The organism is Streptomyces sp. NBC_01013, assembly GCF_045162765.1.
Taxonomy (GTDB): Bacteria; Actinomycetota; Actinomycetes; order Streptomycetales; family Streptomycetaceae; genus Streptomyces.
The window spans coordinates 4379753-4405946 of sequence record NZ_CP108687.1; the positions used below are offsets into that span (position 1 = coordinate 4379753).

Sequence of the window (26194 nt, forward strand, 5' to 3'; positions counted from 1 at the left end):
GCAGCCGCGCCCCACGTGCCCCGCACTCCGCGGACACGTCCGGGTGCTGCGCGGTGCTACCGACTCCCGGTCGTCGACCGGGTTTTCTCGTGGGGGTTACATACTGTGCGTACGCGCAGCATCTCGACCGCGACAGCGCTCGCGGTCCTCTTCAGCTCGGTGGTACTGAGTGTCTCCGCGGCCGGTCCCGCATCGGCGGCCACCGCGACCATAGGCTCGCCCGCGGGCATCGTCGTCGACGGCGTCGGACAACGGGTCTTCGTCGGCGACGACACGAACGACAGGATCATCGCCGTCGGCTACGACGGCAAGCTTGTCGACTCGGTGAGCGGCATCGACGGGATCTTCGACCTGGCTCTTTCCGACGACGGCACCACCCTGTACGCGGCGGCGCGGGTCAGCCACGAGATCGTGGCCCTCGACGCGGCCACCCTCGACATCAAGGCCCGGTACCCCGTGGCCACCAGCATCGGCCCGCTGTACGTCGAATTCACCGGCGGCAAGGCCTGGTTCACCTACGAGGACCAGGTGGACGGCCACGGCAACCTGGGCTCGGTCGACCCGGCGGTGGACCCGGCCGGCGGGACGGACCCGGTGACGCTCGGACAGCTCTCCCGGGATTCCCGAGTCGGGGGCGCGCCGCTCCTCGACACCGACCCGTCCGCACCTGGACTGCTGGCCGTCGGCGCGACCGACTTCTTCGACATGACCAAGGACCTGATGGCCGTCGTCGACGTCTCCGGCGCCACGCCCCAGGTGACCGCCTGGCACAACGGCGACTACTCGCTGAACTACGTCAGCGACATCGACCTCGTGCCCGATACCCCGCAGGTGTTGGTCGACGGCACAGACCGGCACGCCTACGCAGACGGGAAGTTCACCGCCGTCGGCGGCTACCCGGCCGGGCAGCGCGCGGACATCGCTCCGAACGGTCTGGTTGCCCAGACCAGCGACGCGAACGTCGCGGTCTACCGGCCCGGCGCGACCAAGCCGATCCGCACATACGCCGCCGACACCTCCATCCTCGCCTGGGCCCCGGACGCCTCCCGGATCTTCGCGCTCGTGAACTCGCCCGGCGGCTACACCCTCAAGGTGCTCACCGACCCCACGCTGAACGTCCCGAGTCTGACGGTGAACGCACCGTCGACCGCCGCGCGCGGCAAGCAGCTCACCGTGACCGGGAAGCTGTCGGCGACAGTGCCGCTGCCGAGTGGGGTCAAACTGCAGGTCACCCGCACCGACCTGGAAAGCCCCCAGGGCAAGGCGCTGCCCGCTGTCACACTGAAGGCGGACGGTTCGTACACCTTCACGGACACCCCGCCGGCCGGCGGCACGGTCACGTACAAGGTCGCCTACGCGGGCGACGCCGCGCACATGGCGGTCAGCGTGTCCGACAAGGTCACGGTTCCCCACACGAAGCCGACGCTGACCCTGAACAAGAACGGCAACGTCTACAACTACGGCGCCGATGTCGCCTTTACCGCACACCTCGGCTCGACGTACAAGAACCGCACGGTCGAGATCTGGGCGAACCCTTTCGGCGGCGACAAGCCCAACAAGCTGCTGAAGACCGGGACGGTCAACTCCAGCGGCAATATTTCCGCGACGGTGGACATGACGCGGGATACGGAAGTCACCGCGGTCTTCAAGGGGGACACCCGCATCGCGCCCCGGACCGTGAAGTCCACGGCATACGCCCGGGTCAAGGTTTCCACCGCCGTCTCCAAGCACTACAAGACGGCCAAGATCGGCTCGACGTCGTACTACTGGTTCCACAAAAGCACCGATCCGCTGCTCACGACGACCATGTCCTCCTACAAGGGGCGTAAGCAACGTCTCGACCTCCAGGTCTACTCGGGCGGAAAGTGGTATTCCGCCGGCTCGGAGTACTTCCCGCTGGGCACGAACGGAAAGTCGGCCGTACGCCTGGGGGCGCCGGGAAAGTCCGGGATCAAGGCGCGGATGCGGTCCGTCTACGTCAACGGGTCGTCCGGTGACACCGTGAACTCCACGACGTATGGCTACTGGAAGTACCTGTACTTCTCCAACTAGGCCGTCCGCCCGGATCACTTCACGGATCCGATGCCTTGTGAAGGGCTCTACCGCTCGCGGTGGGGCCCTTCGAGGTTCGCTGCACGGGGACGGGGCGCGCCCGGTCACCGAGGGGATTCACCGTGTCATCGATACCCGAGGTGGGCATGGCAGCGGGTCTGCTTCCAGAGCTTCTACGCTCCGCCCGCGCTGCTCCAGTCCGGTCCGCACGACGGTAGCGATGTCCTCCACGCGATCCGGGTTCTCGGTCGCGACATCGAGGTCCTAACTGACCCGGTCCACCAGGCCGTCTGCCTGGACCGCGTAGCCGCCGGTGAGCGAGAAGGGGGACAACCGCCGCTTTCTGGCGTCAGGGACGCAGGGATCCACGGCGGACGCCCTGCATGCGGGCGCCAGTCAGCACGGCCCCGTCCGTCTTCGCTGAGATGAGGACAGCGTCCGTCAGGTCGGCGTCGGTGAGGTCGGTGCCGGTGAGGGTGCGCTACGCGGGTCCGCGTCGCCGAGGGAGCATTGCTTCGCCTGACTAGCCCTCGCCGAGTGCGGCGATCCCCTTTCTGATTCCTGCAAGGAAGCCCGGACCGCTCCCCGCGGACGTCTCGGTGCTGCGCGGAAGGCCGCACCAATACACGCCGCAACAGCTTGCACCGGTGCACCCCGCAACGCTCCGGGAATGCATGACACGGTCTCCCGCGCAATCGTCTCTCCGTGTGACGCTGTCGGCTCCGCCCGATCTGTACAGGTCACGTCAAGGCGGGCAGCTTGAAGGAGCCTCGTGCCGGAGCGGATCAAAATCCATCGGTGCGCTCCATGGTCTCCCGTACCGCATCCATCAACTCTTGATCCGATAGGTCGTCAGGATCTTTGAGATCTGGGTCGATGGAATAGTCCTCCACCAGTGAAAAGATCTGATCGAAGGCTGTGAGGAGTGGGTCGCGGAGCCTCTCGCCGTTGTTCTGGGATTCGCGGCGGGCGTCTAGCCAGCCGCGAGCGAACTCCGCTCCACCGATGGATCCCGTGGTGAAGGCCTGCATCAGAGTCACCTGACGAGCAGCGCTTGTTCCGGCGGGAATTTCCCGCGCACGGGCCCAGGCAATGTGGCGGGGAGAAAATGACTGCGAAATTCCCTTGAGTCCCGGCCAGCGCTCGGCTGCGACCCGGGCGTATCGCCCGAAGCGGGCTCGCCCTCCGTCCACCCCTTCCGGAACGGCGCCCTTGAGGAATTCCGCGGTACCTGCCACCAGTGCGTATCCAGGGTGGGAGAACAGGATCGCACCCATCCGGTCCGAGGAGGCAAGGAGGACGGGGAGGTTGATGCCGACCAATTCTGATGCCGCTATGTCTGTTGCAACCGGAAGCCAGGTGCGGTCGGCGGTTTCGGATCCGACCGCTATCACCAGTACAGCGTCCGCTCCTACCCTTCGGCAGCCTTCAGTGATGTGCCGGCCAAGAGCGTCGTCCACGTGCGAGCCGGCGGGCACCGGAACGATTGGCTTGGGGCCGTCGGCCAACCAGGCTGGGTTGTATTCCCCGAGGCTAGACAATATCTCTAGGCATTCGGAGTTTACTTTGCTTGAGGCGTCGTTATCAGTCACCGAAGAAAGGGTAGGTCAGGCCGCCCCGTGCCGATCCTCGTGTGACTGGTTCCGACCGGCCACCTGCTCGAACCACTCGGCCGGCACCAAGCAGGCGACGGTCTTCCCCCTGCGAGTGATGGCGGCGGCCTCACCGGCGATCCGGGTCCGGTCCAGGATCTCGCCCATCCCCTCGCGCAGGTCGATGGTTGTGTATGTCTTCGTCTCCATGCACCGAAACATATGGCAACTATCATAGTTGCCATACATGCTCGTGGGGTGCTGGCGGCCGGAAGGAATTGATGGACGCGTTGGGCGGAACGGGCATGCAGAGCACTCGATCGAACTTGAGCAACAACAAAGCTCCGGGCTATCGACCCGGGGCTTTTTCTGGAGCGGGTGACGAGAATCGAACTCGCGCTCGGGCCTTCCGGCGCCAGGCGGCGGATGGCCGACCAGTCCGATGCGGCGGGTGCGGCCCGCGATACGGGGCAGGCGATCATGTAGAGGGGATGCCGGCGTGCGTGGCGAAGCATGTCTCAAGACCGGTCAGGAATCGAGAAGCACCAGCCTCGGCGCAGCCCCTAGCGTGATGGTCATGGCAACCACCGCTTCCACCGCAGCCGTCACGTCCCTTGCGTCCGTCACTCTTGAGGTGGCCGACCTCGAGGCCGCTCGCCGCTTCTACAGCGCCTTCGGCGTGGACGCGTACATAAGCCTGCGGGCGTCCGAGGCGCACTCCACCGGATTCCGCGGCTTCACCCTGGCGCTCACGGTGTCCGGTCCGGCCACCGTCGACGGTTTCTTCGGCGCCGCCGTGGACGCCGGCGCCACCGTCCTGAAGCCCGCCGCGAAGTCGCTGTGGGGCTACAGCGGCGTCGTCCAGGCTCCGGACGGGACGATCTGGAAGATCGCGACCTCGGAGAAGAACGGCACCGGCCCCGACACGCGCGAGATCGACGAGGTCGTCCTGCTGATGGGCGTCGAGGCAGTGAAGGCCACCAGACAGTTCTACGTCGGCCGGGGCCTGACCGTGGCCAAGAGCTTCGGCGGCAAGTACGCCGAGTTCGCCGCCGGTCAGTCCAGCCCCGTCAAGCTGGCGCTGTACAAGCGCCGCGCCCTGGCCAAGGACCTCGGCGTTCCCGTCGACGGCACCGGCTCGCACCGCATCGTCCTCGGCAGCACCGTCGGTGCTTTCACCGACCTGGACGGGTTCGCCTGGGAGGCCGTCGCGTAGCGCGTCTCCACGCGGACGCCCAGCAGGCCGGGGTCACGGTCCTCAAGCCGGCCGGCACTCTGCCGTGGGGCGGGTACGGCGGCACCTTCGCCGACCCGGACGGCTACATCTGGAGCCTCGCCTGCAGCACCCAAGGAACCGACCAGCCCTACGCCGAGCAGTCGTGATCTCTTGCCATACCGCCGCCCAGGGCGGCGTGGCGTTGCCGCGGCCGTCCAGGAAATGGCGATGGTCCCGGTGGGGAAGTGGGAGCGGGTACCCGGAGCCGGGCGGGACAGAACCGTGGTGAGCCGGCAGAACACCGGCAGAACAACAGGAGGAACACCATGAAGTTTCGGGCACACGTCGAGCCACCTGAGCCCATGCGGGGCCTGGAAGTTCCGCCCGAGGTGGTAGCGGCGCTCGACGGGGGCGCGCGGCCGCCGGTGACCATCACGGTCAACGGGCATTCCTGGAAGAGCCGGGTCGCCCTCCTGCGTGGCCGTCACCTGCTCGGCCTCAGCAACGCCAACCGGCAGGCCGCCGGTGTCGAGATCGGCGAGGAGGTCGAGGTCGAGCTGGAGCTCGACACCGAGCCGCGCGTCGTCGTCGAGCCTGCGGACTTCGCCCAGGCTCTGGACGACGAACCGGCCGCCCGCGCCGCGTACGACAGCCTTGCCCACAGCCGCAAGCGCGAGCACGTGCGCGCCATCGAGAGCGCGAAGAAGCCCGAGACGCGTCAGCGGCGTATCGAGAAGGCCGTCGCCACCCTGCGGGGCTGACCCCCGAAAGCAAGGCTCCGGCGGCAACGAAATCGCCGTGCGGAGGCATCGCCCTGCCCAATTCCTCCTGAAGGGACAATCATGTCAAAGCGACTGATGACCGGTCTGTACTGGTTCCTGGCCTTTGAGTTCGCGCTGGGCGCCGTGACCAAGTACTGGTCGGGCGACACGGTGTTCAGCTCGGCGTACTCCGTGAAGTTCGCCGAGTGGGGATACCCGTCCTGGATGCGCTTCGTGGTCGGTGCCCTGGAAGGTGCTGCGGCTGTCCTGCTGGTGATCCCTGATAAGCGAACACGCTTCCTGGGCGCCACGACGCTGATGTTCGTGCTCACCGGCGCGGTCACCACCCACATTGTCAACCATGACCCGGCGGTGGAAAGCTGGGCCGCGCCCACCCACCTCGTCATCATGGGTATCCTCGCGCTGGCCAACTGGCCCGCCGACTGGCGAGACCTCCTGCGGGCTCCTGCCGCGCCGACAGCCAGAACACCACGTCCAGCCAACGAAATGACAAGGCCGTAGCACCTCGGAAGCCATCCGCATGAGATGACTGCCGTGGACCTCGACGAGATGACCATCGGGGTCCGCATGGCGGCGCCCGAACTGATCACCGGTCGTCGTGCGCCTGGCGACGCCACGTCGGAGGCGGGCAACACGATGGTCCGCGCCGGCCAGTCGCCGGAGAAGGGGCAAGGACGCCTCCGGCGACAGCGTCACGCTCTCGCTGGGCGGGTACATGGCGGAAAAGGCCGAGACGTCCTCGCAGAGCCCGGCCGAGAGCGTGGGCCTCCTGGAAGCAGCCGTGATCCTGTTCATCGTGTTCGGATCGCTGGTGGCCATGGGCCTGCCGATCGTGACCGCCCCTGGCCACTATGGGCGGTCTCGCCCTGATGAAGGGGCGGGGCACCTCGTTCCCGCGCCGAACTTCGCTCCGACCTTCGGCGCCATGATCTGGCTCGGCGTCGGCATCGATTACGCACGGTTCCTCGTGACCCGTTACAAGGACGGCCTCGGGGACGGTGACGACCCCGAGAGCGCCACGGTCAAGGCCATCGTCACCGCGGGGCACGCGGTGCTCTTCGCCGGCACGACCGTGGTGATCGCGCTGATGGGCCTGCTCGTCATGGGGCAGCTGCTGATGACGGGGCTGGCCGTCGCCACGTCGATCACGGTGCTGGTCACGATGATTGCCGCCCCGACGCTGCTGCCCGCGTTCCTGGGCTTCAACGGACACAGAATCAAGTCGCTGCGCCTACCCCGTCGCGCGTCCCGCAGGAACCGGTCCGCCGGCGCACCGTCTTGATGGAACTGCGCGGCAAGGTCAACTGGTGGACGCCGGACGCCGGACACCGGAGGCGACCTCGACCGCACCGACCGGGGCCAGGGAAGAGGTCAACGTCTGCCCCCTTCTCACGTCGCAGTGCGAGGCGCCCCCGGAGTGCATTTTGGGAGAGGCCCCGGAGAGCAGACAACGACGAAGCCCCAGATCGCTGACCTGGGGCTTTGCGGAAGAGCGGGTGACGAGCATCGAACTCGCGCTCTGAGCTTGGGAATCAACGGTTCTTACGCTGTTGGAGCAGCCCTGACCTGCGATTTCGGATTGGGCAGGTGGATGGCTCCCGGTCTCTGGGAGCCGTATCTGACCGCTGTTGTCCGCTCCGCTGGGCACGGATGGGACACGAAAGCTGGCAGTGCGACACGTGCTCCGGGCGGGCGGACTGGTCAGAGGGGGATGATGCGGACTTGGTTGCCGCAGATCTTGGTCATGTCATCGCTGTCGGACGTCAGCAGGGCGACGGGTTTCGGCTGGCGGAGCGCGACCTCGGCGACCGTGGCGTCGACGGCGTACTTGTGCCCGTGCAGTCCGGCACCTTTGAGCAGCTCCGCTGCCGCTTTCGCGACCTGTTTCGGTGACCGGCTCCACCTTGATGCGGGACAGGGCCAGTTCGGGCGGGGCATGTTGGTACGGGAGTGGGCTACTTCCACGATGGTGTTCGCCCCGATCACCAGGTCGGCTCCCATGTCGTGGAAGACCTGCAGCATCGCGAGGAGCTTGCGGTCCTGCGCGACCCAGGCGGACAGTCCTTCCGAGTCCAGGCTCACGCGGCGTCCGCGTCCTTGGAGGAGCCGGCGGAGCCGAAGATCCTCGCGCGGGCCTCGGCGAGCTCCTCGTCGCTGAAGTCTCCATGCTCTTCCTCGTGGCGGCGGAGGTCGTCGCCGAGCAACTGGGACGGGGGACTTCGGGTGGCCGCCACAATGCGCGCCGATGGGCATGCCGGCGGGGTCCGGTGTGCACTCAAGCTCACGACCAGTGGAGGCAGTCCTCCGCGGAGAACTCCCCCACCGCCGAGTCCTTCACGCTTTCAAGGCCCGGGATGTAGGGGCGGACGTCGGGAAGTGGCGTGCAGAAGGTGATGTTGGAGGTCAGTAGTGCCTCGTCGGTATCGGCGAAAGAGAATGAGACGTAAGACTTCACCGCGGTGTCGCCGAAGTCTTCCTGCGCACGCTGCAGGCAGGCTGCGACATACGCCAGGCACCTCCGTACTAGGAGGGGTGCGCGTTCGTTCGTTGCAGTGGGCAGGTCGTAGTCCGTCATTCCCCTGCCGTTGATCGTCGTTTCCTCCGAGAGACGGTCGGAGTATGCCGGGAGGTCCTCGGGGAGGAGATCGGTCAGCACCCGCCCGCCGGTGGGTGTCAAAGACCATCCCCGCTCCACGACTTCGCGGAACATGAGGGGAATGTCCTGGGAGCTCAGTCCCGTTGTGTCTGTCTCCTGCAGGAGCGCTCTCATTTGAGCATTGCTTCGCATATCTGGCCCTCGCCGAGTGCGGCGAGCCCCTTTCTGATTCCTGCAATGAAGCCCGGACTGCTCCCGACGGACTTCTCGATGCTGCGCGGAAGGCCCTCGAACTTCCCCGTTTCGAAGTCGTACTGGTACTTCGCCCCCTTGTTGCTCTGGTCCTGGAAGTGCAACTGCCCGGCTCGCCCGCCGGGATCGGGGTTCTCCACGTCGATCCGGTACGGCCCATGATTCCACAACGTCTTGCTGGTGATCTGGGTGCCGTTGGCCCCGATCAGGCCCTTCGCGTCGGGATCCTTAATCCCGTAGAGCTCGCGGTTCCCCTCGATCCGCTTTTCCACGACGTCAGGGTGATAGGGATCCTTCTCGAGTCAAGGGGACGAGGTATATCCCTCACGCAGCGGCTCGTACGGTGCCAGACCGAGCGGGTCGGACCACCGGTGCGGATTGGGGACGTAAGTAACCGCGTTCGGCGCCGGTTCCAGCCCGAGCGGATCGGGAGAGACGTAGCGGGCAGTTTCGGGGTCGTAATGACGGCTGAGGTTGTAGTGAAGCCCGGTTTCGAAATCTGTCTCGGAACGGAGCCGGCCAGCCGAATCGTACGTGTACGACCAGGTCATTCCCTGTGGGTTGGTGACCTGCGTCAGGCGTAGCTCGGCGTTGTGGACGAATTCGTGACGGGCGCCGTCCGGGTCCGTGCGGGCCGAGAGTAGATCGAAGTGCGTGTATTCGAAACGGGTGGTGCCGCCCGTGGCATCGGTGTGAGTGAGGCGGTTGCCCTCGCCGTCGTAGGTCCATGTCTCCGTAGCGCCGTCAGGACCCGTACGGGCGGCGAGTTCGCCATCGGCGGTCCACGTGAATTCGGTGACGGCTCCCATTGGATCCGAACTGCGGACCGGACGGCCGAAGGCGTCGAGCTGAAAAAAAGCCATGGCGCCGAGCGGGTCGGTCAGCCGGAGCGGGAGTCCTGCAGGGTCGCACAAGACCTCGGTCGTCCCTCCTGCCGCGTCCGTAACAGAGACATACCGACCACGGATGTCGTAGGAGTAGAGGGTCATGAGACCGGAGGGACCAGTGAGCGCCGTCCGGTTTCCTCGGTCGTCGAACGCCTGGTGCCAGCGGGTGCCATCGGCCAGGATGTAGGTGGACAGCAAGCCCCGAGCATCGTGCTCGCGACGTATTTCGGTGCCGTCGGGCCTGACGATGCTGCTGAGCCGTCCATGCACATCATGGGTGAAGACGGTGGTGCGGCCGAGCGGGTCGGTGCGGGTGAGTTGGTTTCCGTCCTCGTCGTAGGTGAAGCGCGTGATGTTTCCGAGCGGATCTGTGGTGGCCAGGATGCGCGAGACGGTGGAGGACCTTGTCGATCGCCAACTGGGCCTGGCCCTGCGCCCATTCGACCGTCCCGGCGAATGACTCCAGCGCGCCCGCGGCCTTCTCGAAGGCGTCGGCAGCCTTGAACCACTGGGGTGGCTCCACGGACACCGAGTCGCGGAACGCGTCTGCCGTCTTGCCCTTGAGCTCGGAGGCGTCCAGGCCCTTGAGCCCGCCACCGACCTTGTCGAGAGCACCTTGCAAGTTCTTCAGCGTCGCGGTCGAGCGGATTTCGGACGGGCTGCCGTAGATCAGCTTCATCTTGTCCTCGGTCTGCCCCAGGTCCATCTCCTCAACCTCGGCGCCCATCCGGTTCGCCACCGAACGCGACTGCTCACGCACCCAGTCCGCGCCGGAGTCCCAGCCCACGTCCTCCAACCGGTCGGCCGTCCAGTCCCCGGCGTCCTCGACCCGGCACCGACCCACTTGGTGCCATCCTCGACGGCGTCCTCAATGACGTCCGGAGTCAGATCGCTGACAAGATCCCCGAGCCCCATGGCCGGGGGCGGAACCTTCGTCGGGGTCGGGACTCTGGGTCTGGCGGTGTGTATGTACCTCTCCGTGCGAGAAGACAAAACTTAGGAGTACACTCCATAGGAGTTCATTCCTAAGGAGTGCCTGCGTGTCCAGTCCCGCGCGCCCGACCAAGCCGGCCCATGTCTTCGACCGGAGCGTCGAGTGGGACGCTCTCGCCGCCTTCGTGAGCCGGCCGCTGCCGCACGCCATGCTCGGGATCGTCAGCGGCAGGCGGCGGATGGGCAAGACCTACTTGCTGCGCGCTCTGGTGGAGCAGCAGGGGGGCTTCTATTTTGGAGCCACGGCGGCGACGGAGACGGAGTCCCTGCGCCAGTTCGCTGCGGCTCTTGCCGGTCATGTGGGGTCGCCGGTTCCCTTCTCCTTTGCCACCTGGGACGACGCGATCTCCTACCTGTTCGGGCTGGCCTCGCCGCGAAGTTCTCAGGCGCCACTGCTTGTGGTCATCGATGAATTTCCGTACCTGGCGAAGACCGCCCCGGAGCTTCCGTCGATAATTCAGCGGGAGGTTGACCGGTTCCAGGTTGAGCAGAGCCGGATGCGGCTTCTCCTGTGCGGGTCGGCGATGTCCGTCATGGGTGGACTGCTGGCGAGTACTGCACCCTTGCGAGGGCGGGCTCAACTGGAGCTGGTCGTAAGGCCTTTCGGGTACCGGGCGGCGGCTGAATTCTGGGGGGTCGCTGACGACCCCGCGCTCGCTGCCCGTCTCCATGCCGTGGTCGGAGGCACACCTGCGTACCGCCGGCAGTTCCTTGCGGACGACGTCCCCACCGGGCTGGAGGAGTTCGACGACTGGATTTGCCGTACGGTCCTCTCGCCCTTCAGTCCTCTCTTCCGGGAAGCCCGGTACCTGCTTGCCGAGGAAGCGGACATCCGGGACACGGCCTTGTACCACTCGGTCCTTGCCGCGGTGGCCCAGGGGAATTCCACCCGGGGAGGGATCGCGGGGTACATCGGCCGTAAGTCGGTGGACATCTCTCACCCCCTTCACGTCCTGGAGGACAGTCACCTTCTGGCGCGGGAAGCGGACGTCTTTCGGTCCGGGAAGTCCCAGTACAGAATCACCGAGCCGCTGATCAATTTCTACGAGGCGGTCATGCGGCCCGCCTGGGCACGGCTGGAAAGCGGACAGGCGCGAGAGGTGTGGGCGCAGTCCGCGGAACGCTTCGCGGCGCAGGTGGCCGGACCGCACTTCGAGACAGTGTGCCGTGAGTACATCCTCGGGCCGGGCCGGGCCCTGCTCCGCTCCTCCCTGGGGGAGGTGGGCGGTGGCGTGGTGACGGACCCCGTAGCGCGGCGGCAGACGCAGATCGACGTAGCCGTGGTGGAACCCGGGTCCGGGGGCAGCAAGCAGGCGGTCCACCTGCTCGGAGAGGCGAAATGGGGCACCGTCATGGGGCTGAGGCACCTGGAGAGGCTGGCTCGGGCACGGGAAGTACTCACCGCACGGGGCGCGGACACCAGTCGATGTCAGCTGGCCTGCTTCAGTGCAGCCGGCTTCAGTGACTCGTTGCGAAGTGAGGTGTCACGCGGAGCACAGGGCGAGGACGGCGTGCTGCTCCTCGGTCTCGACGAGCTCTACGGAGGGGCGTTCCGTGCACAGCTCCACTGACCGAGCGTCAGGCACGGAATGGGCGTGCGATGCCTGATCCGGTCCAGACAACAACGAAGCCCCAGGTCCTTGACCTGGGGCTTTTCTATGGAGCGGGTGACGAGAATCGAACTCGCGCTCTGAGCTTGGGAATCAACGGTTCTCACGGTGTTGGAGGGGCTCTGAGCTGCGGTTTTGGAACGGGCAGGTGGATGGATCCCGGTCTCTGGGAGCCGTATCTGACCGCTGTTGTCCGCTCTGCTGGGCACGGATGGGGCACGAGAGCTGGCAGTGCGACTGAACCCGCCGAAGTGCGCGGTCCGGGCGGGCCGGCTGGTCAGAGGGGGATGATGCGGACTTGATTGCCGCAGAGTTTGGTCATGTCGTCGTTGTCGGAGGTCAGCAGGGCGACGGGTTTCGGCTGGCGGAGCGCGACCTCGGTGACCGTGGCGTCGATGGCGTACTTGTGCCCGTGCAGTCCGGCGCCTTTGAGGAGCTCAGCCGCCGCTTTCGCCGCCTCTTCGGTGACGGGCTCCACCTTGACACGGGACAGGGCCCAGTTCAGGCGAGGCATGTTGGTGCGGGAGTGGGTTACTTCCACGATGGTGTTCGCCCCGATCACCAGGTCGGCTCCCATGTCGTGGAAGACCTGCAGCATCGCGAGGAGCTTGCGGTCCTGCGCGACCCAGGCGGACAGTCCTTCCGAGTCCAGGACGACGGTCTCGATGCGCTCGCTCACGCGGCGTCCGTGTCTTTGGAAGAGCCGGCGGAGCCGAAGATCCTCGCGCGGGCCTCGGCGAGCTCCTCGTCGCTGAAGCCTCCATGCTCTTCCTCGTGGCGGCGGAGGTCGTCGCCGAGCAACTGGTGCCGGATCTGGCGGGCCACGGCTTCCGCTACATAGCCGGAGACGTTGTCCGTGAGCTTGCGGAGCTCCGCCACCTGGTCGCTGGGGAGCGTGACGGTGATGCGAGTCGTTGAGGACATAAGTCAAAGCATACTGGAGTATGCGCATGCTGGCTCGGGTCTCAGGACCCCAGCCTTGACGCCCGCGTCGCATGCTCCGGGTGGAGACATGGGGGCGGTCGCTCTCCGGCCGTCCATAGCGAGTGAGGCTCCGGGCCGGTGCCGCTGGACGGCAAGTAAAAGGCCCCAGTCTTTGACCAGGGCCTTGATCAAAGAGCGGGTGACGAGAATCGAACTCGCGCTCTGAGCTTGGGAATCACCGGCGCCTACGGTTGCCCCGTGCGCCCTGACCTGCTGATACGTCACTCCGCAGGTGCTCCTGGTGTGGTATCGCGGGCCCCGTGTTCGCCGCTGTTGTCCGTCGGGCTGGGCATGGATGGGGCATGATTGGCGCGGTGCTGCGGATATCCGTCGAGGTGCGCACTGATGGGCATGCCAGCGGGGATGCCAGTGCGCGCGCACGCTCACGATCAGGGGGAGCACTTCTGCGTGGAGAACTCCGAGATGGTGCGCCCGTGCTGTTCTCAAGGACCGGGCCTCCTCCACGTAGCCGCCGGTGAGCGCGAGGGGGACAACCGCCGCTTTCGGGCGTCAGGGACGCAGGGATCCGCGGCGGACGCCCTGCATACGGGCGCCGGTCAGCACGGCCCCGCCAGTCTTCGCTGAGATGAGGACGGCGTCCGTCAGGTCGGCGTCGGTGAGGTCAGTGCCGGTGAGGTCGGCGCCGACGAGCCTCGCGCCGCGCAGGGAGGCTCCGCAGGCCACGGCACCGGCCAGGCGGGCGCGGGAGAGGACGGAGTCGTCGGCACGAGCCCTCGTCAGGTCGGCGTCGCCGAGGTCGCAGAGGCCGGCGTTCACTCGGGTGAGTACGGCGCCCGCCAGGCTCGCCCCGCGCAGGTCGGCACCGGTCAGGAAGGCGTCGGTGAGGTCGCAGCCGGTGAGGGTGGCGCCACGCAGGTCCGCGTAGCCGAGGTGGACGCCTGAGAGGTCCAGACCCGAGAGATTCGCACCGGCCAGTGGGATGCCGCCCAGGTCGTTATCGGTGCCCCACGGCTGCGTCCATGAGCGCACCATCGCGCGCCAGTCGCCGGTGCCCGTGGTCAGGGCGGACCGGAGATCGACCAGGAAGGGCGCGTTCTCAGGCTGAGCCCATCGCCTCCGCAACTCGGTTGCGTGGCTCTCTTCGTCCGGGATGCTGGGGGGAGTGGTCATGCGGCTGGCGTTCCGTCCCTCTTGTCACTGTTGTTTGATCTGGTGCAGGAAGCCCTTTACGCGGTCCAGGTGGTAGACCGTTTCGTCGTACTTCTTGATGAGGACTTCGAGTCCTCGATCCGTCATCCCCTCCGGCAGTCGTTCCATCTCCTTCCAGAGGACCTTACGGACGTTCTCCAGTCCCTGCTGTGCCTGAGTGAGGTCCTTGATGTGATCGAACGGCGTTCCGTCCGCCTTCCGTGCCACCACCTCACCCGCGGCCTCCCGGCGGGCCGCTGAGTAGTGATTGTGGTTGGGATCGGAGTTGATGCGGCCAATCGGGTCGTGCTTGATGTTCTCCAGCTTCTGGATGGCGTTCGTCGCCTCATCGCTCAAACCCAGTTCGCGGTAGGGTGAGAGCCCCAACGGGTCGCACCAGGTCAACGGGTTGTGCACATAGGCAGCCGGGTTGGGCGCGGGGGTCAGGCCCAGTGGGTCGGGGGTGAGATATCGGGCGGTTTCGGGGTCGTACTGCCGGAAGGAGTTGTGGTGGAGGCCGGTTTCGGGGTCGAAGTACTGGCCTGGGAAGCGTAGCGGCGTGTAGGCGGTGGCCGTGCTGTTCCATGTGGTGTTGCCCCAGAGCGTGGCGCGTGTGTGCCAGGCGATGTCACCATCCTCGTCGACGAGTTCGGTGGCGGTACCGACGAGGTCGGTGGCGATGGCGAAGAAGCGCTCGTCGACCGTGTTCTGCGAAAGTTCCGTGCTGAGTACCCGCTCCGTCTGGGACAGCGGCCGGACGCCGATGTGGTCCCAGGTCAGAGCGACAGGGCGGGGGAGTCCGGGTGCGATGGTGGTCTGTTCGCACAGCGTCCAGCCGTCCCAGGTGAAACGCACTTCCTCGACGGCCGTCTCGCCGTCCTGCGCCAGCCGTTGTTTGGCGGTGCGGCGGCCCAGCGGGTCGTACAGGTACCGCCAGCGGGAACCGTCGGGGGTGGTGACGGCCGTGAGCCGGTCCTCGACGTCCCATGCGTACTGCCATGTGTCAGCTTTCCGGGACAGCCGGCTTTTGCGGCGCAGGTTGATTCGGCCGCACTGGTCGTGCTCGTAGCGCACGGTTCCGGCGCGAACGACGCTGGTCCCGATGTAGTCGCGTGGGCCGGTCGTCTCGTGGCCAGGGTGGGAATCGGGCCACGACGCCGAGGTCTGGTTGCCGAGCGCGTCGTACGTGTACGTCTCTGCCCAGCGCCTAGCCGCCACGGCCGTCACCCGACCCACCGGATCGAGTTCATAGCGGACGGAACCGCGCAGTGTGTCGTCCAGCGCGGTGAGGTGGCCGTCGGCGCGATAGGTGTAGGTGCGGTGGTTGACGGTACGGGTACCGGCGAGGAGGTGCTGTTCCGCCAGTCGGCCAGTCTCGTTCCAGGTCGAAGCCAATGCCAACGTCTTGCCGACGGACCGCCGTAGCTCGTGCCCCGCGGCGTCGTGTTCGAAGGCGATCCGGCGTGTGCCGCTGGTGAGTTCGGCCAGGCGCCCGCTTCCGTCATATCCGTACGTCGTGATGTGTCCAGTGGGCGTGACGCGGCGCGTCCGTTGCCCCACCGTGTCGTACGCGTACGTGGTTAGACGGCCGTTGACGCTCTCGGCCTTGATGGCGCCGCGTCGGTCGTACTGGCGGATCAGCTCACCGTCCGGGCCCGTGGCCTGGACGATCCGTCCGGCATGGTCGTACGTGTAGGTGGTGATGGCGCCTGCCGCGTCCTTTCGGACGACCCGGTCCAGTTCATCGCGCTCGTAGGAGACGGTCTCGCCCAGGGGGTTCGTCCGGGAGACCACCTGCCCGACCGCGTCGAGTGCGTAGCGAGCGGTGCGGCTGTCGAAGTCGGTCTCGGACACCATTCGACCTGACCGGTCGTAGGCGTAGGACCAGCTCAGGCCCCGCGGGCCGGTGACCTTGGTCAGACGCAGCGCTGCATCGTGCTCGAAGGTGTAGCGGGCCCCGTCCGGTCCGGTTCGGGCCGCAAGCAGGTCGAAGTGTGTGTATTCGAAACGGCTGGTGAGACCTGCGGCATCAGTGTGCGAGGTGCAGTTGCCTTCGCCGTCGTACGTCCAGTACTCGGTGGAACCGTCAGGGTGGGTACGCCGGGCCGGTTCTCCGTCGGCGGTCCAGTCCAGTGTGGTGACCGCGCCGAGCGGATCGGTGATGCGGATGAGCCGGCCGAAGGCGTCGCGCTCGCACCGAGTGGTGCCGCCGAGTGGATCGGTGACCTCCAAGGGCTGTCCGGACGGGTCGCAGCGGAACGTGGTCACGGCGTCGGGCATGTCGGTGTACGAGAGGAGATGACCGAGGCTGTTGTACGCGTACCGGGTTGTGTGGCCTGCCGCGTCCGTGACCGCTGTGAGGTTGCCCAGTTCGTCGAACTCCTGGCGGGTGCACGCCCCGTCCACATCGGTGTACTCGACCGGAAGCCCTCGCTCGTCCCGGACGACTTCTATGCGGGAGCCGTCCGCGCGGCTGGCCGAGAACAGACGACCCTGCTCGTCGTACGAGAAGGTGGTCGTGCGGCCGAGCGCGTCGATGCACGTCAGCAGGTTGCCGTGTGGGTCGTGAGTGAAGCGGGTGGTGTGGCCGAGCGGGTCGGTGGTCGCGAGGACGAGGTTGCCGGGGCCGATGAGGTGACGGGTCGTATGACCCTCTGGGGTGGTCAAGGTGGTGGTGCGGTGCCCTGTCGCCGGGTCGGGTTCGTCGTAGTTGAGGGTGAGGCGGAAATGGCCGGCCTCGCCGCCCTCGGAGGTGATCCGGTGCCGGTCGTCGTACGTGTAGGCGTAGCTGTGGCCGTTGGAGTCGGCCCAGCCCGTGACCCTGCGGTGGTCGTCGTACGTGAAGGTGAGGGTGGCGCCTGAGGGCTTGGTGACCTCGGTGAGATTGCCATCCGTGTAGCCGTAGGCCCTGACCGGCCAGGCCGGCCGCCCGGTGAGTGTCAGTGCGATGACGCGGCCGTCGGCCGTCGTCAGGGACAGGTGGTAACCGGCGGAGTGGACCAATGCCAGGGGCGTGCCGTCCTCCGTGCGGTCCAGGGCGATGGTGTTGTTGTTGCGGTCGCTGATCTCGCCGAGCCAGGCGGTGCCGTCCTCGCCGGGTTCCGTCCCGCGGGGGGCGTCGAAGTGGCGTGTGAGGCCGGTGTCGGGGTCGGTGAGCGTGTACTCGCCACTCTCGTCGCGGCTGAGGACGCTGGGCGAGGTGCCGGATTCCGGGAGGGTGGCCAGGCCGGGGACGGGGTGGGGGTAGGTGATCAGGCGGCCGTCGTCGGTGACGTGGATGACGCCGGTCGCGTCGATTTCCAGGTGCTCGTCGACGGTGGAGGACCAGGAGGGGCCGAAGAAGCGGCCTGCGGTGTAGCCGGACTCGACCCGACGGGTGAAGACGAGCGGCAGGACGCCGGGCAGGACCACATCGGTCTGGGGCAGGAACATGCGGCCGGAGGCGAGGTCGACCGGGTCGGTGTCCTTGACGGTGCGCTGGCCATCGGTGCGGTTGTGGGTGCCTTCGGGAGCGTCGTCGATGAGGCGGCGTGCTTTGTTCGCGTCCTGTGCGAGGTCTGCGAGTTCCTTCGCGGTCCGGGCTCCCTTGACCGCGGCGCCTCCGCCGCCGGTCGCGGCGGTGAGGACCAGGTCGGGGACGAGGCGGCCGAGCCCTTCGGCGGGGTCCTTCATGAACTCGGTGACCATCTGCTTGCCGGTGCCCCAGGGGTCGTTGGCGACCTGGACGAGTCCGGCGGCGGTGTTGTTCAGCGCGAGGGCGTACTCGGCGGGGTGGGTGAGGTTGTAGGGGTCCATCGGGTTGACGGTGCGTACGAAGTTGAGGAGCCCGGCGGTGCCCTTGGCGATCCCGCCGACGAAGTGCGTGTTCATGATCTGGGTCTCGGCGAGCCCGTCCATGGCCTGCTCGGCGTAGCTCGGCTTCTTCGGCGCGGTGTCGCGCGCGGCGGCCACCGCGGTGCGGGCGGTCTCGGCTGCGGTGTTGCGTTGCGTGCGGGCCTCCGCCAGGAGTTGCTGGGCTTCCTCCATGCGGGCCTTGCCGGGGTCGGTGAACTCGCCGGGCCTGGGCGGCAGGGTGGCGGGGTCGCGTTTGTCGGCGGGCAGGGCGTTGTATGTGTCGACGGCCTTGTTGAACGTGTCGCACTTTTCCTTATGGGCGTCCATCGCCTCCTCGGAGGCCTTGGTACCCGCCTTCCACTTGTCGATCGCCAACTGGGCCTGACCCTGCGCCCATTCGACTGTCCCGGCGAACGACTCCAGCGCCCCTGCGGCCTTCTCGAAGGCGTCGGAGGCCTTGAACCACTTCGGCGGCTCGATGGTGACCGAGTCCCGGAACGCGTCCGCTGTCTTGCCCTTGAGTTCGGAGGCGTCCAATCCCTTGAGCCCACCGCCAACCTTGTCGAGCGAGCTCTGCAGGTTCTTCAGGTGTGTGGCGGTCGAGCGGATCTCGGACGGGCTGCCGTAGATCAGCTTCTTCTTGTCCTCGGTCTGGCCGAGGTCCATCTCCTCGACCTCGGCGCCCATCCGGTTCGCCACCGAACGCGACTGCTCACGCACCCAGTCCGCGCCGGAGTCCCAGCCCACGTCCTCCAGCCGGTCGGCCGTCCAGTCCCCGGCGTCCTCGACCCGGTCACCGACCCACTTCGTGCCGTCCTCGACGGCGTCCTCGATGACGTCCGGTGTCAGGTCGCTGACAAGATCCCCGAGTCCCATGGATCAGTTCCCCCCGTTGTCCTGCTGCTGTTGGCGGGCACGCTCCTCCGGGGAGGGCCCGAACGTCTCGTCGACCTGCCGGTCGAAGGCCTCCTGGTCGACGCCGAGCAGGTCGTTCAGCTGGTTTGCCTGCCGGCCGCCGTTGCCCTCGGTCACCAGCGCCCGGCCGGTGTCCTTCCAGGTCTGCCCTGCCTCGTCCCCGGCCCGCTGGAACGACTCCGGGCTGTAGTCGGGGCTCAGGTAGTCCGGGGTGAGCACGTCCCCCCAGCCCTGCTTGACGATGTCGGCCTCGGACGCGTTCGGATTACCCACACCCGCGTTGACCACGATCTTCAGCGTGCCCTCGATGTACTTCTCCTCCTCCCACAGGACCCCGGCGGACAGGCCCAGCTTCGCCGCGATGGCGTTGGCGTCCTGGACCAGCGCCCGGACCCCCCACTCCCACCGCTCGCAGAAGTCCTCGAACGTCACCGACAACCCGTAGTGACCGGCCTCCATACCGGTCATCGACAGGCCCGACACCCCCTTGCCCAGGACCGCCCCGGTGCCGGAACCGATCGCCTCCAGCTCGTCCACCGCCGCCCGCAGACCACTGGTGATCTTCTTGACGCTCGCCGGATCTATGTGCAGATCCCCCGCACCGCCGCCGCTCATCGCCCCAGCCCTTCGCTGTGGCCCGGCACGACAGCCGAAGCCTCCACGTCCTGCCCGTCGATGGCGACCGCATCCGGAACGATCCCCGCCACCGGCGGGAAGAACATGGACCCGTCGGGGTCGGCGATGTTCACCGCGACCCCAGCCGGCTCCCCCATCGCCGGAACGATCTCGTCCAGCAACCGTGCACCCCGCAACTCCGCGAACTCCCACGACCGCCCGGCGCCCCCGCCACCGTCGAGTGCGTTCCGCGCCTGAGCGAACCGGGCCAACGCCACCTCGTCCGTGAACCCGCACACCCAGCGGACCCCGCCGGACTCCGCGGTCCACAACCCGCCGCCGTCGATGGGCACCAGCACTAACGCCCGCCGGAACTCCCCCAGCAGCGCCCGCGGATCACCCACCCCGGCCCGCTGGTCCGCTATCCGCTCCGCCAGCACTGTCCCCTCGGCCATGAAGCCCCCGTACACCATCCGTCGATCGGTCCCGAACACCGTAGAACACCACGCCCGCGCACGGATCGGCAGTTCCGTCGGCCATGGCTGCTTTCGGCCGGCGGGGGCGTGAAGGTTGAGTGAGGTACGGGAGCACCGGCGGCGGACAGCCTGGTCCACGCGGCCACCGCGCTGAGTGACAGTTCCTGCGTTCTCAGTGCACACCAGGACGCCGGTAGCACAGCTCACGGGAGATATACCGTGGGCCAGACAACAAAGAAGCCCCCGGCCACTGGCCTGGGGCTTTTTCATGGAGCGGGTGACGAGAATCGAACTCGCGCTCTGAGCTTGGGAATCACCGTTCGCGCCAGCCTGGATGGGCGGCTGACCTGCGAGGGAACGAGTCTGCGGTGCATCTACTTCGGTATCGGCGATCTGGCGTTGACCGCGGCTGACCGCTCGATCTGGTGCGCATCTGGTGCGGTCAGATGATGAGGCAGACGGCCCATGTCGCACCCCGGGTCCCGCCCTTTACCGTGCGGACGACCTCATCAACGGGACCCTAGCAGTGGCGTATGTCCTCTCGATGGGGCCAGCCCAGGCGCCATCGCCACTTCGTCCTGAAACAGCTTCGACGGGCATTCCTTTGCAAGGTTGATACCCGTTCTACGTTCAGAGATGGTTCGGGGTGCCAAGAGCAGCTAGGGTGCTGATCCAGCTGGGATGAGGGCGGCAAGCGGAACGTCAAATTCGGGGATGATCCGGCGCATGTTGGCGTGCGCGATCGCAGTCCCGATCGCTGTATTGATGTGCCCGTTCATTTCCAATTCCCTTACGCGCCTGAAGATCGGTGCTAGATCTCGCCTGCTCTCAGTGAGCATTCGCTCGATCTCGCGCTCATCCAATACGGTATTTTTGAGAGTCGATAAAGCCAAGTCGGTGATCTCTTGGAGGAATAGAGTGTCAATGAGGTCCAGAAGCTCTTTCTTCGTGATGGCGTTTATTTGGTAGCGGTCAGGCTCCGGCCCAAAGGGGCGCACCAGGCGAGTGCCAATAAGGCGCTCGGCATGCATTATCTCTTTATTTGAAAATCCCCGCGTGAATAAACCGGGATAGTTTAGACCGGCATATTTTCCGGGGGGAAGGGATCCGGCTGTAGCGATCGTGCAACCGAGGCCAGCTAGGTAATCTAGGTCGGCAGGATCGGCGTCCCTTAGATCTTGAAAAAATGGTTCGATGGACTTTCCGATGCTTCTAGCAAGCGCACCGATTGAATGTATTTCGCCGTAGGCTAGCTGCTTTAATGCGAAATTGCAGGTGAGAATCGCGAAGTGATGAGATGACAAGTGTTCGGCGATTCCCACCGCGAAGTTCGAGGCAAGTTGTGAAGTGGCACGCTGGCGGCAACTTGCGCGACTGATGAGAAGTTCAATCAGCACTTCACCAAGGTCTGCATCACCCGTCTTTGCGTACCCTGACTGCGCGGAGAAAAGTGCCGACTGCGTGCCTGGGTCCTGAAAATCTTCCAGAACATACGGGGCCCGCTGCTGAAGAGATTCGACCAGGTTGAGGGTGAATTCATCGGCCCGCTGTTGAGCTATAGCGTGAGCCTCCCTGCTGAGTGATTGAAAGTTCTTTGCAAAAACTTCCATTGCCGTATCACGAGAAATCTCTTTTACGTCCCTGTACCCCATCCCTATGGCAATGTCCCTCCCGGCCTGCATGTTCAGACTATTGTCGCGCGATTTTTGTTGCCTAGTATTCCATTTCATGGTGATTTTCCGAACGTGTTACTGTCGCCAATCGTCAGGTCATTTCCGCTCTGCAGGTTGACTGAGTCGTTTCCGCTGCGTTGGATCTGCCTAGGACTTCCGGTGGAACCGCCTGGCGTGCTTCGGAGTTGATATATTCCGATGGCGATTCCGAGCAAGCCAAAAAATGCGCCCACGATCCCCCCTAGCATGCTCGCTTTCTCAAGTCCTAAGTACACGCTGACGATTAGGAGGGCTACTCCAAGGGCTGCGGTGCCGCCCCAGAGGGCGCGGCGTTGATTGCTAGTCACGAAATTATTGTCACGCACGTGTGTCGCTCGTGTCTGCCATTCGTCTAACTCGCCGTCTACCTGCCATGAAGCGGCCTTGGCTGGATACGTAACCGCCCCGGCGACCTGGAGGAGGGGGGTTGGGTAACCGGGTGCGATCAGGGCCTGGGATCCTTGGATGACTTCGAGCCCCTGGCAGCCAGTCCCTACCACTCTTCTCAGAGCGGTGTATCTCAGAGCCCTCCTTCCCTCATCCGGGTATGGACTAGGGCGCGGCTGGGCGCGGCTTCGGATGTCCAGGGTGTCGGATGTCCGCTCGCTATCGGTCGATCGGGATCTCGTAGACGATCTCGCAGTGCGCTGCAGGTACGACGATGTCCGCTGTCTCCACGGGTCGGCCTTGGTCGCTGTAGTACGTCCGCCGGATGTGCGTTACGAGTGCGACCTTTTGGATGCCGAGTAGTGACGCCTCCTCGGCAGTCACCTGTCGTGGCTCGGGCTGCTCCACCGCATGGCTGACGGTCACTCCGATCACGGCCATGCGGTTCACGACACCTGCGCCGGCGTGCGGTCCTCCTTCGGGGAGGACAACGAGGGTGCCGGCGGTGAGGTCGTATGGCTCCCAACTTGTCGACAGCTGCACCGGCCTGCCGTCCGCCAGGAACTCGTACGTCGTCCGCACGCACAGCTCGCCCTCGGCGATCCCCAGCCGCGCGGCGATCTCCGTCGGGGCCGGCACCTTCGCCTCGGTTCGGCTTTCCCAGTCGCTCTGTTTGCCGAGAGCCTTCATGTCCTGGCGGAACGGGGACCCCGTGGGCTGTTCGCGTGCGGAAGACCGCACGACTCGAACCCGTTGCCGGGCTTCGGCGACGTAGGTGCCCGATCCGGCCCGGCCTTCCAACACTCCCTGGGAGATCAGCAACTCCTGTGCCCGGCGCACCACGTTCTCGCCCACACCGCACTCCTGGCCGATCTGCGCGCGGGAGGGGAGGCGGTCCCCCGGCCCCCAGACGTGCTCCGCGATGCGCTGCCGGAGTTCGTCGGCGATGCGGAGATACGGCGGTTGCTCAGACATATGGAAAATCTAGTCCACTAGGCCTAATCTAGTTAACTAGCTTCACTGAAAGTGATTGTTTGTGACGGAGGCTGCCCTGTGTCCGCTTCGGGAGTGAGTGCGGCGGCCCTCGCCGCCCGGCTGTCCGCCGCCGGGCTCCCCACGCGCGTGGAGGAGCACACCCGGTTCACGACGGTCGAGGCAGAAGTGCCGGAAACCCTCTCCGCCGAGTCCTGGCGGGACGTCCTGGACGTGGTGGCCGATGCCGATCGATTCGGACTCCTGGCCACCAGCTTGAACGGCCGCACCTTATGGGCGGTCGTACGCAAAACGGTCCCCACGACGGGCGATGTCGGGGAACCGGGCTATCAGCGATAGGAGCTGACCAGCATGCTCAACCGTATCCGCCGTGCCGCCTCGCTCACCAGAGAGCGGTACTTCCCTAAGGGCCGGCGCCGCCGCCCCTTACCGCCCTCCCGGCCGCTGACTGTTCCCACCTGCGCCGCGTCGGCTGACGCTGCGCCGTCGCCCTGGGGCAGGCTTCGGCTGGCGCGGTTCATCGTCGTCCCCTGAGGGGTGAGGACGTCGCGCTTGTCCGGCCGTACCTGTTGGCGTGGGAAGCGCGCGTACGGACACGAGCGGTGGTCGTCGCGCCTCGCCTGGCGGCCGATGCCTGGTCGGCTCTCGCGGAGGTTCGCTGATGCCTCCTCGTCAACAGCCGCGCGGCGCGGACACCACTTCCGTCCCTTACCGCTCGATCGCGTGCCGGATCGGCACACACCCCTCCTGCGTTGAGTCCTCCCCGTTCTTGGCACCGGTCGACGTCCCGGTGATCTATGAGGGGTGCGACTGCCCGTGCCACTCGACGCCCGAACTGTCCGCGGCCGTGGAGGTGACGCTGTGAGGCCTCAAGTCCCCATCGGCGCGCTGGTTTCCCACATCGAGGTCACGGCGGCCACCGTGCAGCGCGGCGACGTCATTCAACTCGGCGGCCAGGCATGCCGGGTGAGAGACCTCTTTCAACTCCCCCATGGGGCAAAACAACTGGTCTTCGAGTCGGGCGAACTGCTGGCCATACACGCTCGTACTCGGCTCGTCGCCGTACGACTGATGACAAGGCGGTGACCGGCGCCGTGCCCTCTCGTCACCACGACATCGCCGACGATCTCCGCCACCAGATCACAACGGGCAGCATCAAGCCCGGCGAGCGCCTACCGTCCGAAGTCGGCCTGGCGGCCCGGTACAAGGTCAGCACAGTGACCCTGCGGCGTGCTCTCGCCGTACTCCAGGGCGAAGGACTCGTCGAGAAGATCCACGGCAAGGGCAACTTCGTCCGTCGCCCCCGCCGCAAGATCATGTACGTCGGCGGCTGGGGCACGCTGGACCCCTGGACCGCCGCCGAGCCAACGCTGCGCGTCACAGTTCGCAGCACCACGGTCCCGGCCTCGGTGCACCTGACGACATTGCTGAAGGTGCCAACGGGCAGCCCCCTCGCGGAGTACACCTGCCTCAGTCTCGAACAAGGATCGCCGCACGGCCTCGCCCGCATCTACATCCCACGCGACCTGGCCCCGGCCGGAGTTCTCGACGACAACGCTGCGTGCCGGGAAGCGGTCACGAGATTCGCCGTCCTCGGCGCGCCGCCGGCCACCGTCCGAGAGACGGTCTGCGCCCGCTCTCCCACACCGGACGAAGCTTCGGCCCTCCGGCTGGGAAACAGCATGGCCGTTCTCGCGGTCACGCGCATTGCCACAGACGCTACCGGTCGCGTCGTCGAAGCCGCGCTGCTCGCCTTTCCGGGAGACCGAGTCGACGCCGTCTTCACCGCTCACCACGTGCCCAACGAGAGGCCAACCCAAGGATGACAACACCGAACGAACTCCGGCTCCTCCCATGGTCGGGCCCGGGGGACAAGCCCTGCTACCTGAGTACTGACGACCCAGACGGCTACATGTCGGGCCTCGCTGACAACATCGAAGCGGTTCAACTCGGCACGGCAAGAGCACTGTTGGAGGAAGCTTCAGACGCTCTCGACAACCAGGGGACGTCCCTCGACGACATGCGGTGCCTGGTCAAAGAGCTGACCGGGGCTCTACGGGACGTCTACCGCGTAGCAACGAGCCGCAGCCACCTCCGTGCAGCGAGCGATCTGCGTGAGTCCGCCTATTGATCTACGGTCCCGCCGACCGGCACGGCAAGAGAGGCCCGTGGCTCTGACCAGACCAGATGCCATGGGCTTCTCGATCTTCTGACAGGCCGCCTTCCACTGAACGGCCTGAGGACTGCTTCGTCCCGAAAGCGATTGCGACCCTGGTTGAGGACACCCGACCTGCTCGTTCGGCTCCGGCACTGTCCATTAGAGTCCGGGACCGTTTCGGCGGAGTCGCTGCGTTTGCCCCTCTGTTTGGCCCCCCATGTGGGGCGGCTGACTCCTGTATCTGCGCTGATCAGATGAAGAGCTGGAGAGCCTAGGGAGGTGGCCGAGGCATGGTTCGGTCGGGCCTCGCCATCGTGCTGTTAGACCGCGATGAACAGCTGCGGAAGGTCCTTCAGCTGTCGCCACGAAGTGTTGTAGGCGAGGGCTGGGATGCCGGTGGCAATGCTCTCCGACGTAGCTTCGGGACCAGCCACATGCCGTACTCGTTGCCAGAGGCTCTCGTCCTCGTCGCGCCGGAGGTAGTGGTTGTGGAACACGGTGAGGAAGTCGGACCGGACTGGCCCATGGAACTGCACGCCGTGATGCGTGAAGCGCGTGAGGCCCACTCCGCCCTCTCGCCCAGCCTTGACCACCTGAATGCGATCGGCTCCCCCAGCGCTGCTGGCTCGGGGGTCCCTGTGATCGAGCCCTTCGGCTATGAGGGCCTCGACGTACAGGCCAGCGGTTGGGTGCTTGTACGCGGCAACTGACGGCGCGTATACGGTGGCGCGGCGCAGATCGTAGCCCTTCTGCCAGACGACGTGGATGTGCTCTCTGTCATCGGCGCACTTGTCTGGGTGGTAGTTGACGCGCCCCCAGGGTTCGCCGGCCAAGCCAGCGTCGAGGGGCTTGATGATGGCTTCGTCTTCGAGCTGCCGGAAGACAGCGAGGGTGACCTGCTTTTTGCCGATGGTCAGAGCCTGTACCTGGATGGTTGCGGTGGTGATCGTCGCGTTCTGCGGCGTGAGCTGCTTGCCTGTCACTGCATTCC

The 26194-nt window shown here is 66.2% G+C and carries 24 protein-coding genes and 3 pseudogenes; 10 read left to right on the forward strand and 17 right to left on the reverse strand.

Features of this window, described 5'->3' with window-relative positions; all coding sequences use genetic code 11:
* Positions 1–105: 105 nt before the first annotated feature.
* The gene (locus OG538_RS19000; protein ID WP_406095122.1) at positions 106–2052 is read left to right on the forward strand and encodes a YncE family protein; all 1947 of its coding nucleotides are present in this window, start codon (positions 106–108) and stop codon (positions 2050–2052) included.
* Between the two features lie 349 nt (positions 2053–2401).
* Here the strand turns inward: OG538_RS19000 and OG538_RS19005 are convergent.
* The 3 genes and pseudogenes from OG538_RS19005 to OG538_RS19015 form a co-directional block, all read right to left on the reverse strand.
* Positions 2402–2515 (reverse strand): annotated as a pseudogene (locus OG538_RS19005) (pentapeptide repeat-containing protein); the annotation flags it as partial.
* Positions 2516–2837: 322 nt separating this feature from the next.
* A complete protein-coding gene (locus tag OG538_RS19010) occupies positions 2838–3644 on the reverse strand; it encodes a colicin immunity domain-containing protein (protein WP_406095124.1) in 807 nt (268 codons plus the stop codon).
* A gap of 15 nt (positions 3645–3659) precedes the next feature.
* The gene (locus OG538_RS19015; RefSeq protein ID WP_406095126.1) at positions 3660–3854 is read right to left on the reverse strand and encodes a type II toxin-antitoxin system Phd/YefM family antitoxin; all 195 of its coding nucleotides are present in this window, start codon (positions 3852–3854) and stop codon (positions 3660–3662) included.
* A 361-nt stretch (positions 3855–4215) separates the two neighbouring features.
* Between OG538_RS19015 and OG538_RS19020 the strand changes: the two genes are divergently transcribed.
* The 4 genes from OG538_RS19020 to OG538_RS19035 all read left to right on the forward strand — a co-directional run bounded on the left by OG538_RS19020 (position 4216) and on the right by OG538_RS19035 (position 6924).
* Positions 4216–4860, forward strand: coding sequence for a glyoxalase (locus tag OG538_RS19020; RefSeq protein ID WP_406095128.1), 645 nt, complete (start codon positions 4216–4218; stop codon positions 4858–4860).
* Positions 4861–5186: 326 nt separating this feature from the next.
* Positions 5187–5621 (forward strand): YdeI/OmpD-associated family protein, encoded by a 435-nt coding sequence (locus OG538_RS19025; RefSeq protein ID WP_406095130.1) that lies wholly within the window; start codon positions 5187–5189, stop codon positions 5619–5621.
* A gap of 81 nt (positions 5622–5702) precedes the next feature.
* Complete coding sequence (locus OG538_RS19030) at positions 5703–6143, forward strand: DoxX family protein (RefSeq protein ID WP_406095132.1); 441 nt, start codon at positions 5703–5705, stop codon at positions 6141–6143.
* A gap of 214 nt (positions 6144–6357) precedes the next feature.
* Positions 6358–6924: an MMPL family transporter gene (locus OG538_RS19035; RefSeq protein ID WP_406095134.1), complete on the forward strand. Its 567-nt coding sequence runs from the start codon at positions 6358–6360 to the stop codon at positions 6922–6924.
* A gap of 419 nt (positions 6925–7343) precedes the next feature.
* On the opposite strand, the pseudogene OG538_RS19040 reads toward OG538_RS19035, so the two are convergent.
* The 5 genes and pseudogenes from OG538_RS19040 to OG538_RS19060 form a co-directional block, all read right to left on the reverse strand.
* Positions 7344–7724: pseudogene (locus tag OG538_RS19040) on the reverse strand (DNA-binding protein).
* Positions 7721–7876, reverse strand: coding sequence for a hypothetical protein (locus OG538_RS19045; protein WP_406100456.1), 156 nt, complete (start codon positions 7874–7876; stop codon positions 7721–7723). The pseudogene OG538_RS19040 and the gene OG538_RS19045 overlap by 4 nt, the downstream one beginning before the upstream one ends.
* Positions 7877–7923: 47 nt before the next feature.
* Positions 7924–8352 (reverse strand): hypothetical protein, encoded by a 429-nt coding sequence (locus OG538_RS19050; protein WP_406095136.1) that lies wholly within the window; start codon positions 8350–8352, stop codon positions 7924–7926.
* 56 nt (positions 8353–8408) lie between these two features.
* Positions 8409–8762 (reverse strand): hypothetical protein, encoded by a 354-nt coding sequence (locus OG538_RS19055; protein ID WP_406095138.1) that lies wholly within the window; start codon positions 8760–8762, stop codon positions 8409–8411.
* A gap of 75 nt (positions 8763–8837) precedes the next feature.
* Positions 8838–10292 (reverse strand): annotated as a pseudogene (locus tag OG538_RS19060) (putative T7SS-secreted protein); the annotation flags it as partial.
* A 125-nt stretch (positions 10293–10417) separates the two neighbouring features.
* Here OG538_RS19060 and OG538_RS19065 point away from each other — a divergent pair.
* Positions 10418–11941 carry an ATP-binding protein gene (locus OG538_RS19065; protein WP_406095140.1) on the forward strand — a complete coding sequence of 508 codons (1524 nt, stop codon included), beginning with the start codon at positions 10418–10420 and terminating at the stop codon, positions 11939–11941.
* 316 nt (positions 11942–12257) lie between these two features.
* On the opposite strand, the gene OG538_RS19070 is transcribed toward OG538_RS19065, so the two are convergent.
* The 8 genes from OG538_RS19070 to OG538_RS19105 form a co-directional block, all read right to left on the reverse strand.
* On the reverse strand, positions 12258–12659 hold the full coding sequence (locus OG538_RS19070) for a DNA-binding protein (RefSeq protein ID WP_406095142.1): 402 nt from the start codon (positions 12657–12659) through the stop codon (positions 12258–12260).
* Positions 12656–12904: a hypothetical protein gene (locus tag OG538_RS19075; RefSeq protein WP_406095144.1), complete on the reverse strand. Its 249-nt coding sequence runs from the start codon at positions 12902–12904 to the stop codon at positions 12656–12658. Before OG538_RS19075 ends, OG538_RS19070 begins: the two co-directional genes overlap by 4 nt.
* A gap of 570 nt (positions 12905–13474) precedes the next feature.
* Positions 13475–14095, reverse strand: a complete 621-nt coding sequence (locus OG538_RS19080; RefSeq protein ID WP_406095146.1) for a pentapeptide repeat-containing protein — start codon at positions 14093–14095, stop codon at positions 13475–13477.
* A gap of 24 nt (positions 14096–14119) precedes the next feature.
* On the reverse strand, positions 14120–18823 hold the full coding sequence (locus OG538_RS19085) for a putative T7SS-secreted protein (protein WP_406095148.1): 4704 nt from the start codon (positions 18821–18823) through the stop codon (positions 14120–14122).
* A gap of 3 nt (positions 18824–18826) precedes the next feature.
* Positions 18827–19477 carry a hypothetical protein gene (locus OG538_RS19090; RefSeq protein ID WP_406095150.1) on the reverse strand — a complete coding sequence of 217 codons (651 nt, stop codon included), beginning with the start codon at positions 19475–19477 and terminating at the stop codon, positions 18827–18829.
* Complete coding sequence (locus OG538_RS19095) at positions 19474–19932, reverse strand: hypothetical protein (RefSeq protein WP_406095152.1); 459 nt, start codon at positions 19930–19932, stop codon at positions 19474–19476. The genes OG538_RS19090 and OG538_RS19095 overlap by 4 nt, the downstream gene beginning before the upstream one ends.
* A gap of 680 nt (positions 19933–20612) precedes the next feature.
* A complete protein-coding gene (locus tag OG538_RS19100; protein WP_406095154.1) occupies positions 20613–21683 on the reverse strand; it encodes an LPO_1073/Vpar_1526 family protein in 1071 nt (356 codons plus the stop codon).
* A 588-nt stretch (positions 21684–22271) separates the two neighbouring features.
* Positions 22272–23027 carry a GntR family transcriptional regulator gene (locus OG538_RS19105; RefSeq protein WP_406095156.1) on the reverse strand — a complete coding sequence of 252 codons (756 nt, stop codon included), beginning with the start codon at positions 23025–23027 and terminating at the stop codon, positions 22272–22274.
* A 78-nt stretch (positions 23028–23105) separates the two neighbouring features.
* Here OG538_RS19105 and OG538_RS19110 point away from each other — a divergent pair, with 78 nt between their 5' ends.
* From OG538_RS19110 to OG538_RS19125, 4 genes are all read left to right on the forward strand, one after another.
* Complete coding sequence (locus tag OG538_RS19110) at positions 23106–23384, forward strand: hypothetical protein (protein ID WP_406095158.1); 279 nt, start codon at positions 23106–23108, stop codon at positions 23382–23384.
* Between the two features lie 522 nt (positions 23385–23906).
* Positions 23907–24131, forward strand: coding sequence for a hypothetical protein (locus tag OG538_RS19115; RefSeq protein ID WP_406095160.1), 225 nt, complete (start codon positions 23907–23909; stop codon positions 24129–24131).
* The gene (locus OG538_RS19120) at positions 24128–24871 is read left to right on the forward strand and encodes a GntR family transcriptional regulator (RefSeq protein ID WP_406095162.1); all 744 of its coding nucleotides are present in this window, start codon (positions 24128–24130) and stop codon (positions 24869–24871) included. Before OG538_RS19115 ends, OG538_RS19120 begins: the two co-directional genes overlap by 4 nt.
* Positions 24868–25176: a hypothetical protein gene (locus OG538_RS19125; RefSeq protein ID WP_406095164.1), complete on the forward strand. Its 309-nt coding sequence runs from the start codon at positions 24868–24870 to the stop codon at positions 25174–25176. The genes OG538_RS19120 and OG538_RS19125 overlap by 4 nt, the downstream gene beginning before the upstream one ends.
* A 347-nt stretch (positions 25177–25523) precedes the next feature.
* Here OG538_RS19125 and OG538_RS19130 read toward each other — a convergent pair whose 3' ends face one another.
* Entirely contained in the window at positions 25524–26186 is a 663-nt protein-coding gene (locus OG538_RS19130) for a hypothetical protein (RefSeq protein ID WP_406095165.1), read from the reverse strand.
* Positions 26187–26194 lie beyond the last annotated feature (8 nt).